Below are 15,220 nucleotides of genomic sequence, written 5' to 3' on the forward strand. Positions count from 1 at the left end.
GTTGTGGAGGCTATAACTGATCTGTTCTTTAAAAATGAGTTTTTATATGTCTTCCGTCTGCATCAAAAATGAAGCAGAGGCCATTCATCAGGCTTATTTTATAAGCATTGAACCCTTTTTCAACAGAGACTACAATGCTGCACGGATAATGTCTTGTTAAAAAAGACACGATCGTTTTTCTAATTCTCCCGGAAGAGGTATTTTCTGCTTTTCCTCGGATTATATTCCAGTTTACCATAATATCAGGATTTAAGGTGTTATCAATAAATTATATTAGTCGTCAATTTTTCTGAAGTTTCCGTTTTTGTCGAACTCCAGGTCCAGGCCATTCGAAAGCTCGGCCTTGTAAGACCATCTTTCTTTCTCGATTTTTACGATATATGTATTCGGGAAGTTTTTGGATGCATAATTCCTGATGGAAACGGGGATGAATCCGTAAGGCAGCTTCTGATGCTTTCCGTCTACTTCTTTCCAGTTTCCGCTGCTGTCAAATTCCACCTTCATTCCGTTACCCAGGTATACTTTGTATTCGTCAACTCCGTAGATGGCTCTGTCTTCAACAGCTGAACCCACAGCAATCCCTTTGAAATTGGCAGCAAGAAAATTCTTTGCTGTTTTAGGAAGCTGGCCGGCATTAATAGCTCTGTCCTGGGCGAATATAAAACCACTTGTCATCATAAAGATCAAAATAAATGCTCCGGTAATTTTTCTTACATTTTTCATAATTCTATATTTTCTGTTGTTATTCTGAAGCAAAGTTCAGAATCAATTTGGGAAAGAATTGGGAAACGAAAAAAATGGATGAAAAAATAAGAATATAGATATTGGTTATGATCAATGTACTTCTTCCGCGCAAAGCTGATGATTGACATTGTTGATTTCAGGAAACAAAGAGGAATCAACTCCGTTGATTTGATGAAGTGGATATATTAACCAATTAAAAAATCGGGTGATATATGAGAGAATTTTTCGCTCGCAGATCGGGCGGATAACGCAGGTCTTTTACTTTCTGCGTATTATTTTGCTTTAAAACGTTATAGGTTTTTGAAACCTATAACGTTTATATTAGTACAACCATCTGCTGATCTGTAAGAGATAAAAATAACCTCACAAATCAACAGATCATTCTATGTTAAAAGTTATTACAGATATTCTTTAATCTGTTGAAGATGGGTAATGGCTTTCAGGCCATCCCTCTGCCTATCTTCCTTATAAACATTGAAGAATATGGCATCCATCCCGAAGTCTGTGGCTCCCATAGCATCGGCAATCCAGTCGTCACCAATGAGGATACTTTCTTCTTTTTTCGCATCAGAAAGCCCTAAGGAATATTCGAAAATCTTAGGATCAGGTTTTCTTACTCCTATGGCATCGGCACTGGTAATGGTTCTGAAATAGGGAGCTATTCCCGACAGGGTACATTTTCTTTCGGTTACTTCCTGGAAGCCGTTGGAAATAATATGCAGCGTGTAATTCTTTGCCTTCAGATATTCCAATACATCCCGGGCTCCTTCCACCAGTTCATTATACCCTACAATATTGTCGAGAAAGTTTTCTTCAAAATAAAGAGCGAGTTCTTTATTCTCAACTCCAAAATGCAGGAAGGTATCATAAAAGCGGTGTTCTCTCAGGTATTCCTTACCAATAATCCCGTCTCTGATCTTTTCCCAGAGTTCTTCATTGATATCATGGTATACAGCATGAAACTCTTCAAAGTCAATATGATACTTCAGAGAGATTTGCTGTGCTTCGAAAAGGTCTTTAATCGTAAGATAGGCATTTCTGCGGTGATCCCACAGTGTATTGTCGAGATCAAAATAAACGTGCTGCATTTTCATACAGCACAAAGTTAATTTTAATTTTTGGAAATCGGATAATTCCTGGCCCTGGTTTTTACTACCTCAAGGCTTTTGGAATAGCTGAGCAAAAAATCAATTGTTTGTTTCTTAGGTTTCAAAGTTTTCACTTTTAAGGAATCATTTTTTTTCATAGGCGAAGTATGTTTTCCTTTAAACGTGAAAATTTTAAAAATATTATCCTATCGTGTCAATACAATATTATTTTCGTCCATGATTTTTCTCAGGTTAATCAGTGCATACCGCACTCTGCCCAGGGTGGTATTGATACTCATATTGGTATGATCGGCGATTTCTTTGAAGCTTAATCCGTCAAAAAATCTCAGTTTAATAACTTCCTGCTGGTTCTGAGGCAGAAACTGAAGCATTTTTAACAGGTCTTCCTGAATCTGAAGCGTCACCAGGTGATCTTCAATATTTTCCGAGGGTTCTCTGATCAGGTCAAAAATAGAATACTCGTCGGTTTCAAAAGTAGTTTCTGAAACTTTAACGTTTTTGGCTTTCACTCTGAAATGATCAATAATAAGGTTGTGCGCGATCCTCTTTGCCCAAAGAATAAATTTTCCTTCTTCGTTGTAACGCCCTTCTTTCAACATCACAATAATTTTTATGAATGTATCCTGAAAGACATCATTGGCCAGATCTTCATCATTAATTTTGTAAAAAATGAATGTAAACAGTTCTCTCTGATGACGATGGATAAGGGTTGATAAGGCCTCCTCGTCTCCTTTCTGATAAAGGGAAATTAGTAAGCTGTCCGATTTTGATTTCATAACTCTTCTCAATAATAAAATATTTGCAGACCAGCAATCCTCCAGATATTTCATCTGGTCCTAGCTGTAAATACAAAACAGTTTTTCAGAGTAAAGTAAAATCAATAGGCGGTACAATTATTATATGGTGTAAATATAATAATTTTTTAATAACTGTTAACCTATTATTAAATTTTTACAAAAGAATTTAAAAAAAATCATTTAAACATGTCATGAAGGAAGACAGTAGGGATATTTAATGTAAAATTAATATTTAAACCCTTCATCTCTTTTCCGTTTAATCTGGCATTTCCTACCGGAAAAGCATACCCTCCGGTAAGATCCAGTATCCCGAAAAGCGTCATCCCGATTTTAGGGGCAATATATTTATTGGTTCCCTCTGCTCCTACCAGAAAATAATAAGAATGATAAAAATCTACATTCTTTTCGAAGTTAAGAAGAACATCGGCCTGGAGTTTGGGCATTATGGCAAATTTTGAATCGGCAGACCCCATCATGGCAGATCCGCCCAGCCTGTAAATTACATCATCATTCTTCAGGAAAAGCAGTTTTCCGCCCACTTCTCCAAAACTCTGATTCTGGTATGTATATCCTACGCTGATCATTTTATGCATGGTGTATTGCGCTTTAGCTGTCATACTAAGGAAAAACACGGAAAATAAGGTAACTGCTGTTCTAAAACTCATCATCTTTAATCTATTTAGGGTGTAAAATTAAAAAAAACTGCCTTATCCTGAGATAAAGCAGTCCTGTTTATTCTGATGGAGAGAAAATTAAATTCCGAAAGTGGCTTTAATTTCGTCTACTTTGTCAAGTTTTTCCCATGTAAAGAACTCCAGATCCTTGAGGGTAAGTTCATTTTTCTGTCCTTTGTTGAACGTTTTGTCAGCTATATAGTGCTCTTTCCCCATATGTCCGTAAGAAGCTGTTTCCTGGTAAATCGGGTTTCTTAATTTCAGATGCTGTTCGATAGCGTAAGGCCTTAAATCAAAGATGGAAGATACTTTTTTAGCGATATCCCCATCGTGAAGATCCACTTTGGCTGTTCCGTAAGTATTGATATATAAACCACAAGGTTCAGCGACTCCGATTGCATAAGAAACCTGTACCAGAACTTCATCAGCAACTCCCGCCGCTACAAGGTTTTTGGCAATGTGTCTTGTTGCATACGCTGCACTGCGGTCTACTTTTGACGGATCTTTTCCTGAGAAAGCTCCACCTCCGTGCGCTCCTTTACCTCCGTAGGTATCTACAATGATCTTTCTTCCTGTAAGACCTGTATCTCCGTGGGGACCACCGATTACAAATTTCCCTGTCGGGTTGATGTGATATTTGATCCCGTCATTGAATAAAGCTTTAATATCATCAGGCTGCTGTGCTACCACTCTTGGAATAAGGATATTCCTGATATCTTCACGGATTTTGTTCAGCATTTCCTCCTCTGTTCCGAAATCATCATGCTGGGTAGAAACTACGATAGAATCAATTCTTACCGGCTTGTGGTCATCAGAATACTCAATCGTTACCTGGCTTTTTGCATCAGGACGTAGGTAGGTAATCTCTTTATTTTCTCTTCGGATTGCGGAAAGTTCTTTAAGAATGGTGTGCGCAAGATCTAACGCAAGCGGCATATAGTTGGCAGTTTCGTTGGTAGCATATCCGAACATCATTCCCTGGTCTCCTGCTCCCTGAGCATTTGCTTTAGCATCAAAAGATTCATCCGCTACCGCTCTGTCAACTCCCTTATTAATATCCGGAGACTGTTCGTGAATGGCAGAAATAACTCCGCACGAATCTCCGTTAAACATATATTCTCCTTTCGTATACCCTATTCCGTTGATTACTTCTCTTGCAATAGTCTGCACATCAAGATAGGCATCAGATTTTACTTCTCCGGCCAGCACAACCTGTCCGGTTGTTACCAGTGTTTCACAGGCCACCTTAGAGTTTTTGTCATAAGCCAGAAAATGATCGATTAATGCATCGGAAATCTGATCGGCAATTTTATCCGGGTGTCCTTCTGAAACTGATTCAGACGTAAATAAATAAGACATATTATTCTTTGTTTTTTAGATTAAAAAAATAGAGGAAGAAAATTAAGAATAAATTGCCCGGGAAAAGAAATACTGTTTTAGCATTTTTTTATAGAGGTTGCAATCAGGTCAAATTTTTCCTCGTTCATAAACGTGTGCAAATTTAAGTACTATTTTCTTAATACTCAAAATTTTTGTTTATTAATTATATTTTTCTTGAAATTAATGACTTATATCATTTTAAGCTCTTCGCTTACTGCGGCTTGATGCTCACAAATTCTTTAGGACTTTCGTGATAGTTCAGTTTAAGTTCCAGAGAATTTTTAATAGAGTGTGATAATTCGTCTATGATCTTCTGCTTGAAGGTAGGCTTATAATAAATAATGCTGATCTCCCTGTATGGGAAAGGTTTTTTGAACCTGAACACATTTTTCTTCTGTTCTTCGGAAAGCTGGCTCAATGCCAATTCAGGCAGAATACTGATTCCTCCCACTTTGTCTACCATATGCACCAGAGTCTGAATGTTGGATGCCAGGAAATCTAAATTTTTAGGCTTCAGAGTATTTTCTTTCAGGTGGCAGATATTTTCAAACTGGTTTCTCAGACAGTTTCCTTCTTCCAGAAGCCATACTTTTTCCACATTCAGTTCTTCAGGAATAATGTATGAATTCTTTTTATTGGCTTCCGTGTTGGAACTGTATATCATCAGCTCTTCATTGAACAGGAAATCCTGGTAAAACTCATCTGCGGTATCATAAGGAGTAGAGATAATTCCTGCATCCAGTTCACCTGCTTTGAGCGCTTTGATAATATTATCCGTAGTCATTTCCTTTACATTCATCTGGATTTTCGGATTCTGTTCCAGGAATTTAAAAATTTCAGTGGGCAGGATGAAAGAAGAAACGGTAGGAATGATTCCCAGATTGATGGTACCGCCCAGAATATTATTTAAAAGATTGGCTTTATTTTTCAGTTCATTGACAGATTCTATTATTACCTTTGCCTGATCAATGATCTGAAGGCCAACATCCGTGGTACGGATCGGGTGCGTGGTTCTGTCGAAAACTTTCACATCCAGTTCATCCTCAAATTTTTGTATCATTGCACTTAGGGTAGGCTGTGTAATGAAGCATGCCTGAGCCGCTTTACCAAAATGTTTATACTTATCTACTGCGATAAGATACTCCAATTGCTGAATGTTCATCTGATTAATATTATCTATTACAAAGATATGATGTTTTTGCTATCAGCAATCAAAAATTCAAGTAAATTTGATATTTAATACGTCTGTATATAACAGCATACAAGGGAAAACAATCATACAAATCATAACTATATGGATTCTAAAAAATTAACGCTGAGCAACGGCGCTCCTTATTTTGAACATCAGGACTCCCAGACCGTAGGTCCGAGAGGTCCGGTACTCCTTCAGGATTTTATCCTTCAGGAAAATCTTGCACATTTCGTTAGAGAAAGAATCCCTGAAAGGATTGTACATGCCAAAGGGAGCGGAGCATACGGAACATTTACCGTGACCCATGATATCAGCCGGTACACCAGAGCCAAATTATTTTCAAAAGCAGGAAATTCGTGCAGAATGTTTGCCCGGTTCTCTACTGTGGGAGGCGAAAAAGGAAGTGCAGATACCGCAAGAGATCCGAGAGGATTTGCTTTAAAATTTTATACTGAGGACGGAAACTGGGACCTTGTAGGCAACAATACCCCAGTGTTTTTTATCAAAGATGCCAAAAAATTCCCGGACTTTATCCACACTCAGAAAAGAGTACCGAAAACCAATCTGAAAAGCGCTACGATGATGTGGGATTTCTGGAGTCTTAACCCTGAATCCCTTCACCAGGTCCTTATTCTGATGTCTGACAGAGGAACTCCTTATGGTTACAGACATATGCACGGATTCGGGTCTCATACTTTTTCCATGATCAACAGTCAGAATGAAAGAGTATGGGTAAAATTCCACTTTAAAACCAAACAGGGAATCAAAAACTTCACGGATGCAGATGCTGTAAAGATGGCAGGAGAAAATCCTGATTTCGCTCAGGAAGATCTCTGCAGTGCAATTGAAAACGGAGATTTTCCTAAATGGACAATGTATATTCAGGTAATGACAGAGGAACAGGCCAGAGATTTCAGATGGAACCCTTTTGATGTTACCAAAGTATGGTCTCATGACGATTTCCCGTTAATTGAAGTGGGAGAAATGGAGCTGAATGAAGTGCCTGTCAACTATTTCGCCCATGTGGAACAGTCCGCTTTCTCACCGAGCAGCCTGATTGACGGAATCAGCTTTTCACCGGATAAAATGCTTCAGGGAAGATTATTCTCCTATCCGGATGCCCACAGATACAGAGTGGGGGTAAATGCCCACCAGCTGGAAGTGAACCGCTGCCCTTTTGCTGTTAACAATTACCAACGTGATGGATTTATGGCAGATTCAAGCCACTATCAGGATAAACCGAATTATTACCCGAACAGCTTTGATGACATCAAACCTGATCCTGCCTACAAAGGCTATGAGTATGAACTGGATAGCGCTCATGTAGCCTACTACAACCGAAATGAAAACGATGACGATCACTATACCCAGCCTGGACTTTTATATACAAAAGCAATGACTGCTGAAGACAGGGAACACCTGATCAGTAATATTGTGGGAAGTATGAAGAGCATCAGCGGGCCTAAGAGAGATGAAATTATCAACCGCCAGTTATGTCACTTTTTCAGGACAAATATAGAGCTTGGCATGAAAGTGGCATCACAGCTGAACATCAACATTGATGCAAATATGATGAATCACTCAAAATAAGTATTTTGAAAGATAAATCAATTAAAAGGAAAAAAAACTAACATTTTTTCCTTTTTTTTATAAAAAATTCATAATTTGCAGAAAATAATATTTCAAAGTGGAAAATGAGTTACGATAATATATTATTAGAAAAAGAGGACAAACTAGCTGTTATCACCATAAACAGACCTGAAAGTTTAAACGCTTTAAATGCAAAAACGATTCAGGAAATCAGTTCTGCAATGGATGAACTTAACGCAGACAATACCTGCAGAGTGATTATTCTGACAGGAAGCGGAGAGAAATCATTTGTTGCCGGGGCAGATATTAAAGAATTCAGTGATTTTGGACAGGAAAAAGCCGAGGAACTGGCCAGAAACGGGCAAAACACCCTGTTCAACAAAATTGAAAACCTATCTAAACCTGTAATTGCTGCCGTAAACGGTTTTGCATTAGGGGGAGGTTTAGAGCTTGCTATGGCATGCCATATCAGATATGCATCGGAAAATGCCAGACTCGGACTTCCTGAAGTAACCTTAGGACTTATTCCCGGTTATGGAGGAACTCAAAGGCTTCCGAAGCTTGTAGGAAAAGGTATTGCCAACGAAATGATCTTCTCAGCCAAAATGATCCCGGCGCAGAAAGCAAAAGAGATCGGACTGGTAAATGAAGTATACCCTATTGAAGATTTATTAACCAAAACAAAAGAATTAGCAGGAACCATTGCCACCAACTCACCAATGGCAATTTCCAAGGCCATACAGGCCGTAAACTTATCTGACACGGATAAAGGCTTTGAAACAGAGATCCAATCTTTCGGAAAGCTTTTTGATATGGCAGATAAGAAAGAAGGAGTGACCGCTTTCCTTGAGAAAAGAAAGCCCAACTTCTAAAGATTTTTAATCCAAATTATTTCGAAAAAACTAATGCTGCGGTATGAATAAGTTTGACAAAGCTTATCTAAAAATGGCCCAGGAATGGGCAAAACTATCCTACTGTAAGAGAAAACAGGTAGGAGCTCTTATCGTAAAAGATAGGATGATTATTTCAGATGGTTACAACGGAACTCCTTCGGGGTTCGAAAACTGCTGTGAAGATGAAGAGGGAAAAACACACTGGTATGTACTTCATGCAGAAGCCAATGCCATATTAAAACTGGCCGCTTCCACTCAGTCTGCTCATGGTGCGACGTTATATTTAACACTTTCGCCGTGCAAAGAATGCAGCAAACTGATCCTGCAGGCAGGAATTACAAGACTGGTGTATATTAATGAGTATTCGGATGACGACGGAATATCGTTCCTGAGAAACCATAACATTGAAATAGAACAAATATCGGACTGTGAACTAAAAAAATAAGCACAAATGACTTGGGATGAAAAGATCAAAGATTTTGAAATATTTCTTCGTTTCGAAAGAAATTTTTCAGAAAACACTCTCGATGCCTATATTCGAGACATTAAAAAATTAAAAGATTACGCCGTAGAAGATCTGGCAAACGTCGGCCCGGACACTATAGGCTACGAAAATTTACAGGAGTATATTTTCAATCTTTCCAAACAGAAATTCAGTGAAAGGTCTCAAGCCAGGTGGATCTCTTCTATAAAAGCCTTCTTTAAGTTTCTACTTGAAGACGAGTTCAGAGAAGATAATCCTGCGGCACTTCTTGAAGGTCCTAAACTGGGGTTGTATTTACCGGATACCTTAAGCCTGCAGGATATCAATAAGATTATTGCGGCCATTGAGGTAAATACAGAACTGGGAAAGAGAAATCACTGCATTATAGAGGTCCTTTATGGATGCGGGCTCCGTGTATCCGAGCTGATCGATCTTAAAATATCGAATATCAATTTCAAAGAACAGTACATCAAAGTAAACGGAAAAGGAAACAAAACGCGTTTTGTTCCTCTGGCCGATTATACTGCTGAACTTCTGGAAACCTACATTAAAGAGGTACGCTCAAAAAGTAAAATCAACAAAAAGTATGAGGACACGCTGTTTCTGAACAGCCGCGGAACATCCATGTCCAGGGTGATCGTATTTCTGATCATCAAGGAACTTACGGATAAGGCCGGGGTAAGTAAGAAAATATCTCCGCATACCTTCAGACATTCTTTTGCAACACACCTGCTTCAGAATGGTGCAGACCTCCGTTATATCCAGGAAATGCTGGGACATTCAAGCATTACCACCACGGAAATCTACACGCACCTGAAAACGGAAGAACTGCGGGATGTTATCCTGAGCTACCACCCGAGAAATATTAATATTACTCAGTAAAATGAGGGTCCATCTGCTCTTTGAAAAAACAATTATAATCAGATGAAATTATTGAAATACTGCCCAAGCTGTGGCAGAGAAACACTGCATTGGGACGGCGAAAAAAAATGGAGCTGTCCCGAATGTGGTTTTACGCTTTACAACAATGTTGCCGGTGCCGTAGCCGTTGTTATCCGGTGTGGTGATGAAGTTTATCTTACCCGGAGAAACCGGGATCCTAAAAAAGGAAAACTCGATCTGGCCGGAGGTTTTGTAGACCCCGGAGAAAGTGCGGAAGAAACCTGCAGAAGAGAACTTTTTGAAGAGCTTCAGCTTGATGTGGATATTTCAAATTTAAAGTATATCACCAGCCTTCCCAACATTTATCAGTACAAAGAAATTGATTATAATACAATTGATCTCTTTTATGAATACACCGTTGCAGAGAAGTTTGAAGTTAATCTTGAACTGTCGGAAATTTCAGAAGCAATCTGGATTCCGCTGGATCAGCTGGATCCTGTTGATATTGCTTTCGATTCTCAGAAGAGGTTTTTTGAAAGCTATTTAAAGAAGTAAATTATATTATATCCTCCCGTAGATTTTACAGGTCCCGCAGAGCAGTCTGTTGGATTCATAAAATCTGCGGGAGTTTTTTATGGTAAAAATCTTCCGGAGAAGTCTTTGGAAAAACCGGCAGTAATCAGTAACTTTTTGATTTCAGCATTTCTTCAAAATAGCTGATGAGCAGTGCCCTTTCTGCTTCTGAAAGATTGGCCTCTTTATGGTAGACAATATAGCCCGGCATAGGCATTGTTTTGGCCTGAACAGTCTGGATAGACTTACTGAGCATATTTTGTTTCAGATCTTTGTTATACGTTCCCCAGACAGAAAAATTAAGATGTTCCCTACCTTCATTGATATGGCTTTTTACCGACCACGAAACGGGAGCAATATAAGCATACTTAGGATAAACCGTTTCATTGGAATGACAGTCGTAACAGGCTCCTTTTATTAATGTCCTGACTTTTTCCGGGGTCTTATTTACATCTGCGAAATTTACCGCAGCATCTACCGGCTTATTAACCTTATCTACCGGAATAAACTGAATCATGGCAAAAACAACCAAAGTCCAGAATATGACTTTCTTTACCGTTTTCATTGTTTTATTTTACAGGAGTCAGGACTGCGGTTTCAGACTTCAGTTCTTTATTCACTTCTTTGCGGACCGTTTTTTCAGGTGTTTTTTCTGAAGGAGGTGAAGCAGTCTGCACAGGAGTGGCTCCTTTCGGATTATCCAGTGTTCTGGTGTCTTTAAGATCCCATTCTTCACGGGTTTCCCATAAGCCCCTTACGATGGCCTTTTTATAGAAAATATAAGAATCTTCAGCGAAAGTTTCCGTTTCGAAATCTGCTTCATCCCAGTATTTATTTCCGTTATTATCTACCAGTATCCTTACAATATACTCATCAGGTTTCAGGATATCGAATTTAATCTTATTCCCTTTGGTATATCTTGAATAAACGACCTTCTCCGAAGAGTCCAGAAGCTGGATCCAATAATTGGCATCCGGCACATTGGTAAGCATAAACTCAAGACTTCCATAATCTTCAACTTTGCCTACTTCGAAATCAAACCGTTTGGACTGTACATTTTTAGCATAGAAAGAGGATACCGTTTCTTTCGGAATGGTGAGCTGGTATTTCTTTCCGCTCACAAAATCCGAGTGAATCTGAATCTGGTACGGATTGGTTTCAGATATTTTTGCTGTAAATTCCTGAGTGGTAAGGCTGTCACTTTTAAGAGTCCATTTTTCAGGACTGATCTTATCAATGATATAGGCAGATCTTATTTTGAAATCTGAATCCGGCGCCAAAACAGAACCTCCGTTATCATTATCAAGATCCATTACATTTTTCTTGTTATATTTATAAAACACAGAAACAGTATCCTGCTTAACCCCTATATCATAACTGAATTTGAGATTTTCAGTTGAAGTCTGTCCCACATCATTTTTCTCAGCATCAAACCAGATCCTTACCGAGTCTGATTTTGGGCGGTGCGTTACTTTAACATCTTTAAGTTTATCTGTAACGGAAAGAACCTTTGCATCATCCGGATTCCCTTCAAAAGTCATCAGGACCCCACCGGGGCTTTCCTTCATTTCTTTGTATTTCAATGGTTTTCCGGAAGGATAAACTTTAAGATTAAGACCTGAAATGGATTTTTCAATATCAAGCGGTTCTTTCTGAAATCCAATCTTTTCTTTTCCGGGATCATAAACAGAATTTCCGTTTTCATCATCAAAAGCGATGATCTTATATTTTCCCGGCGAAAGGTAGTTCAGTTCATAGTATCCATCCTCATCCACCTTTGTTATATAATAAGGCTTCTGTTTGTAATTGATCGTATCTTTTATCTGGTAGAGTCCTACTACCAGCTTATTTTCATTACCTCCGGCTTTCTTTTTGATGGCTGTGGCATCACTTATTTCCCCGCTTACGTACAGATCGTCCAGCTTATCTCCCGTAGAGAAAGCAAAGTTGAAGTAACGCAGGATATTCGCTTCATTATTATCTGCAATAGAATTCCCGAAATTGAAGTTATACGTGGTATTGGCCTGTAATGTATCTTCCCACTGAATCAGAACAAACTTATTGGCAATATTGGACGGAAGGATGCGCTTTATCTGTTTAATAGGCGGAGAAATGATCAGGTTTTTATTAATATCCTTCAGGGTTACATATTCATCAAAATCCAGCCTGAGTTCCCGGATATCTCTTTTTACATTAACTCTGGTCGTGTCAATATTTGAGCTTAAAAATTTGGGAGCCAGGGTATCTTTAGGGCCTCCAACCGGAGATCCCACTCTTGCACAGGAGAATGCAAGAATACAGATAACGAATAAAAAAAGAAGTCTTTTCATGAATATATTTAAGCAAAATTAAACATTATTCTCCATAAACTTCACGTCCGGCCTCTAAAGTATCTTTATTATCATTCATCACGCTGTGAAGCTTATCTTTCTGAACCGGAAAATCTTCAAATAATCCGGATAATGCAAGTGCTGTGTAGACTTTGTTTGAATATTTGTTTCCGATCGCCACAATGGTTACTTTTGATTTCAGCAGGTGGGCAAATACAGAATTGGTTCCATGCCACCATCCGTTATGGTAGGTAAGCTTCTCGCCATTGTCGAAAATCTTCATTCTGAACCCCAGCCCGTAATTATTCATTCCTGCTTTTTCGTTGCTGTATGGAGTGAAAACCATCTGCATCAGTTCGGGCTTTAGAAAATCTTTCGAATACATGGCCTTTGAAAAATTGTAAAGATCTCTGGGTGTTGTATAAACATTTTTATCTCCGTAAATAAGATCCAGACGGTCCAGAGGATAAAGTCTGTTTGCTCCGTAATAGAAAGACTGGGATGCTGTGGGAATATCTTTTTCCTGGAAAATGAAGCTGTTGTTCATTTTTAAAGGGGTGAAAACCATTTCTTTCATTGCCTGAGGAAAAGGTGTTTTTGTAACCTTCTCAATCAGCAGCGCCAGCATGGCAAAATTGGTATTGCAGTACATAAAACCGGTATCCGTATCTCTTGCCATATCAGGTTTGTATTTAATGATCATATCCAGGATGTCCTGATTGGTAAGAAAGGTTTTTGAAAGTTCAGCAGGAGCAGGCTGTATTTTCGTGATGAAATATTCGTATTTCGGGAGGCCGCTTCTTTGGTCAAGCAGGGTCTGTACCGTTACATTGGGATAAGGGAAGCCCGGAAAAAACTGGGTAAGATGATCTGAAAGTTTAATTTTCCCGGCTTCTACAAGCTTCATCATCGCCATGGCCGTCAGGGTTTTTGAAACGGAAGCCACATGCAGCGGTGTATTTTTATCAATCGGCATCTGATTTCCCTCTCTTCCGAAACCTCTGTAATTTTCATACAGGATTTCATCACCTTTTGCGACCAGAATTCCTCCGCTCAGATCGCCACCTTCCCAGATCTTTTTATAATACTGATCGATATATCCCACCAATGCCTGCTTATCTGAAATCTGGCCGTCTGCTTTTGTAAAAACGTTATCCAGATCTACATTTCCATAGTTCGGAAGATCGGTCGTGTTTGCAGCCTGAACCTCTTTGGATTCAGATTTTTTTTTGCAGGAAAACAGGGATAAAAAAACAGTTAAAATGAGTATAAGATTGCGCGTCTTCATGAGATTCAAAAATGAGCGGCAATTTAATAAAACTGTAAAAAAAATGTTGGATATGGCAGGGATATTATGAATTATTTAACATTGTCGCAGAATAAAAAGACAAAGAGATCATATCAGGAATGTTTAAACCTGGCCACAAAAGCTATCTGTACAGCTATTAATGACATCACAAAGGCTCTCAGAAAGAGTAAAAATCAAAGATTTTTGAAGGCGTATGTGTTCTGTTTTTTCAGAATATCAATTTTAAATAAGGTATTCCGATCTGATCTTTTGTGGTTTAATAAAAAAGGGGTAAACCGCCTTATCATCATGTTCCCTGTGTTTTTACTAACAGTATGAGGCTACAATTTTATCCACAATAAACTGGGCCAGTTTTTCTTTACTCTGATGCGTCCATCCTGCAATATGGGGGGTTACAATAGCCTTTTCAGATTCCAGAAGGTATCGGAGGTCTTCATTTTCAGTTTCCAGGTGCTCAAAAGATGACTTTTCATATTCAAGAACGTCCAGGCAGGCTCCTTTTATTTTTCCGGACCTCAACCCTTCAACTAAACTTTTAGTTTCTACATTTTTCCCTCTTGCCGTATTCACGAAATAAAAATTGTTTTCCATCTCTGAAATAAATTTTCCATCTACAAGATAATGGGTTCCGGAAGTGAGCGGAATATGAAGACTTACCACTTCAGCCGACTGTTTAAGCTCTTCCAGGGTTACCTGTTCTGCAAATTCATCAGAAAGTCCGGGAAGAATATCATGAAAGATTACTTTACAGCCAAATCCTGAAAGTCTTTTTGCAGTAGCTTTTCCCATATTTCCGTAACCAATCAGGCCTACTGTTTTTCCAAGCAGCTCATCGCCCCGGTTTTCTTCACGCTTCCAGATACCGTTTTTCACTTCCTGGGAAGCAATGAACAAACGGTTCATCAGAATCAGCAGCATCCCCACCACATGTTCGGCCACAGAGTCCCGGTTGCCTTCCGGTGAATTGATCAGCTGAATGCCCAGCTTTTCCGCCGCGGGAATATCAATATTTTCCATACCGGCCCCTACTCTTGCAATGAATTTCAGATTTTCACCTTTCTCCAGGAAGTTTTTGTCTAAAGGAATCCTGCTCCTGATGATAATTCCGTCGTAGTTATGAATCTTATTGCATACCTCATCATAAGAAGAAGTAAAATCTTCCTCCAGTATAAAGTTTTTAGCTAAAAGCTGTTCGGTGATAAGGGGATGGTTTTTATCTAAAAGAAGTATTTTCATATTAAAAACACAAATAGCACTAATTTA

16 protein-coding genes are annotated in these 15,220 nt (G+C 38.8%); 5 read left to right on the plus strand and 11 right to left on the minus strand.

Translation table 11 applies throughout. The features are described from left to right. Positions 1 to 28: 28 nt before the first annotated feature. The 7 genes from AC106S_RS13095 to AC106S_RS13125 form a co-directional block, all read right to left on the minus strand. The gene (locus AC106S_RS13095) at positions 29 to 238 is read right to left on the minus strand and encodes a hypothetical protein (protein WP_482439690.1); all 210 of its coding nucleotides are present in this window, start codon (positions 236 to 238) and stop codon (positions 29 to 31) included. Positions 239 to 273: 35 nt separating this feature from the next. Next, positions 274 to 723, minus strand: coding sequence for a PepSY-like domain-containing protein (locus tag AC106S_RS13100; protein ID WP_482439692.1), 450 nt, complete (start codon positions 721 to 723; stop codon positions 274 to 276). A 419-nt stretch (positions 724 to 1,142) separates the two neighbouring features. Next, positions 1,143 to 1,838 carry a YjjG family noncanonical pyrimidine nucleotidase gene (locus AC106S_RS13105; protein ID WP_482439694.1) on the minus strand — a complete coding sequence of 232 codons (696 nt, stop codon included), beginning with the start codon at positions 1,836 to 1,838 and terminating at the stop codon, positions 1,143 to 1,145. Between the two features lie 200 nt (positions 1,839 to 2,038). After that, complete coding sequence (locus tag AC106S_RS13110; protein ID WP_482439695.1) at positions 2,039 to 2,629, minus strand: RNA polymerase sigma factor; 591 nt, start codon at positions 2,627 to 2,629, stop codon at positions 2,039 to 2,041. A 197-nt stretch (positions 2,630 to 2,826) separates the two neighbouring features. After that, on the minus strand, positions 2,827 to 3,318 hold the full coding sequence (locus tag AC106S_RS13115; RefSeq protein ID WP_482439696.1) for a hypothetical protein: 492 nt from the start codon (positions 3,316 to 3,318) through the stop codon (positions 2,827 to 2,829). 84 nt (positions 3,319 to 3,402) lie between these two features. Then, complete coding sequence (metK, locus tag AC106S_RS13120; protein ID WP_482439697.1) at positions 3,403 to 4,683, minus strand: methionine adenosyltransferase; 1,281 nt, start codon at positions 4,681 to 4,683, stop codon at positions 3,403 to 3,405. A gap of 232 nt (positions 4,684 to 4,915) precedes the next feature. Then, the gene (locus tag AC106S_RS13125; protein WP_062698641.1) at positions 4,916 to 5,866 is read right to left on the minus strand and encodes a LysR substrate-binding domain-containing protein; all 951 of its coding nucleotides are present in this window, start codon (positions 5,864 to 5,866) and stop codon (positions 4,916 to 4,918) included. Between the two features lie 132 nt (positions 5,867 to 5,998). On the opposite strand from AC106S_RS13125, the gene AC106S_RS13130 reads away from it, so the two are divergent. The 5 genes from AC106S_RS13130 (at position 5,999) to AC106S_RS13150 (ending at position 10,300) form a co-directional block, all read left to right on the plus strand. Beyond that, positions 5,999 to 7,486 (plus strand): catalase, encoded by a 1,488-nt coding sequence (locus AC106S_RS13130; RefSeq protein WP_482439699.1) that lies wholly within the window; start codon positions 5,999 to 6,001, stop codon positions 7,484 to 7,486. Between the two features lie 104 nt (positions 7,487 to 7,590). Next, positions 7,591 to 8,358 carry an enoyl-CoA hydratase/isomerase family protein gene (locus AC106S_RS13135; protein WP_482439701.1) on the plus strand — a complete coding sequence of 256 codons (768 nt, stop codon included), beginning with the start codon at positions 7,591 to 7,593 and terminating at the stop codon, positions 8,356 to 8,358. 43 nt (positions 8,359 to 8,401) lie between these two features. After that, positions 8,402 to 8,824 (plus strand): deoxycytidylate deaminase, encoded by a 423-nt coding sequence (locus tag AC106S_RS13140; RefSeq protein ID WP_062698645.1) that lies wholly within the window; start codon positions 8,402 to 8,404, stop codon positions 8,822 to 8,824. Between the two features lie 6 nt (positions 8,825 to 8,830). Further along, positions 8,831 to 9,745: a site-specific tyrosine recombinase XerD gene (gene xerD, locus AC106S_RS13145; protein ID WP_482439702.1), complete on the plus strand. Its 915-nt coding sequence runs from the start codon at positions 8,831 to 8,833 to the stop codon at positions 9,743 to 9,745. Positions 9,746 to 9,787: 42 nt separating this feature from the next. Beyond that, positions 9,788 to 10,300, plus strand: a complete 513-nt coding sequence (locus AC106S_RS13150) for an NUDIX hydrolase (protein ID WP_482439703.1) — start codon at positions 9,788 to 9,790, stop codon at positions 10,298 to 10,300. Positions 10,301 to 10,424: 124 nt separating this feature from the next. Here the strand turns inward: AC106S_RS13150 and AC106S_RS13155 are convergent, their stop codons facing one another. The 4 genes from AC106S_RS13155 to AC106S_RS13170 all read right to left on the minus strand — a co-directional run bounded on the left by AC106S_RS13155 (position 10,425) and on the right by AC106S_RS13170 (position 15,193). Then, the gene (locus AC106S_RS13155; RefSeq protein ID WP_482439704.1) at positions 10,425 to 10,883 is read right to left on the minus strand and encodes a heme-binding domain-containing protein; all 459 of its coding nucleotides are present in this window, start codon (positions 10,881 to 10,883) and stop codon (positions 10,425 to 10,427) included. A 4-nt stretch (positions 10,884 to 10,887) separates the two neighbouring features. Continuing rightward, a complete protein-coding gene (locus AC106S_RS13160; RefSeq protein ID WP_482439705.1) occupies positions 10,888 to 12,648 on the minus strand; it encodes an Ig-like domain-containing domain in 1,761 nt (586 codons plus the stop codon). A gap of 25 nt (positions 12,649 to 12,673) precedes the next feature. Further along, positions 12,674 to 13,936, minus strand: a complete 1,263-nt coding sequence (locus AC106S_RS13165; RefSeq protein WP_482439706.1) for a serine hydrolase domain-containing protein — start codon at positions 13,934 to 13,936, stop codon at positions 12,674 to 12,676. Positions 13,937 to 14,263: 327 nt separating this feature from the next. After that, positions 14,264 to 15,193, minus strand: a complete 930-nt coding sequence (locus AC106S_RS13170) for a 2-hydroxyacid dehydrogenase (protein WP_482439707.1) — start codon at positions 15,191 to 15,193, stop codon at positions 14,264 to 14,266. Positions 15,194 to 15,220: the final 27 nt, after the last annotated feature.

The organism is Chryseobacterium sp. FR054 (genome assembly GCF_056844565.1).

Coding starts and splice junctions, on each gene's coding strand:
- AC106S_RS13130 (WP_482439699.1), top strand. CDS start 5,999: ATGGATTCTAAAAAATTAACGCTGAGCAACGGCGCTCCTTATTTTGAA.
- AC106S_RS13170 (WP_482439707.1), bottom strand. CDS start 15,193: ATGAAAATACTTCTTTTAGATAAAAACCATCCCCTTATCACCGAACAG.
- AC106S_RS13110 (WP_482439695.1), bottom strand. CDS start 2,629: ATGAAATCAAAATCGGACAGCTTACTAATTTCCCTTTATCAGAAAGGA.
- AC106S_RS13135 (WP_482439701.1), top strand. CDS start 7,591: ATGAGTTACGATAATATATTATTAGAAAAAGAGGACAAACTAGCTGTT.
- AC106S_RS13115 (WP_482439696.1), bottom strand. CDS start 3,318: ATGATGAGTTTTAGAACAGCAGTTACCTTATTTTCCGTGTTTTTCCTT.
- AC106S_RS13105 (WP_482439694.1), bottom strand. CDS start 1,838: ATGAAAATGCAGCACGTTTATTTTGATCTCGACAATACACTGTGGGAT.
- AC106S_RS13150 (WP_482439703.1), top strand. CDS start 9,788: ATGAAATTATTGAAATACTGCCCAAGCTGTGGCAGAGAAACACTGCAT.
- AC106S_RS13125 (WP_062698641.1), bottom strand. CDS start 5,866: ATGAACATTCAGCAATTGGAGTATCTTATCGCAGTAGATAAGTATAAA.
- AC106S_RS13095 (WP_482439690.1), bottom strand. CDS start 238: ATGGTAAACTGGAATATAATCCGAGGAAAAGCAGAAAATACCTCTTCC.
- AC106S_RS13165 (WP_482439706.1), bottom strand. CDS start 13,936: ATGAAGACGCGCAATCTTATACTCATTTTAACTGTTTTTTTATCCCTG.
- AC106S_RS13140 (WP_062698645.1), top strand. CDS start 8,402: ATGAATAAGTTTGACAAAGCTTATCTAAAAATGGCCCAGGAATGGGCA.
- AC106S_RS13100 (WP_482439692.1), bottom strand. CDS start 723: ATGAAAAATGTAAGAAAAATTACCGGAGCATTTATTTTGATCTTTATG.
- metK (WP_482439697.1), bottom strand. CDS start 4,683: ATGTCTTATTTATTTACGTCTGAATCAGTTTCAGAAGGACACCCGGAT.
- xerD (WP_482439702.1), top strand. CDS start 8,831: ATGACTTGGGATGAAAAGATCAAAGATTTTGAAATATTTCTTCGTTTC.
- AC106S_RS13155 (WP_482439704.1), bottom strand. CDS start 10,883: ATGAAAACGGTAAAGAAAGTCATATTCTGGACTTTGGTTGTTTTTGCC.
- AC106S_RS13160 (WP_482439705.1), bottom strand. CDS start 12,648: ATGAAAAGACTTCTTTTTTTATTCGTTATCTGTATTCTTGCATTCTCC.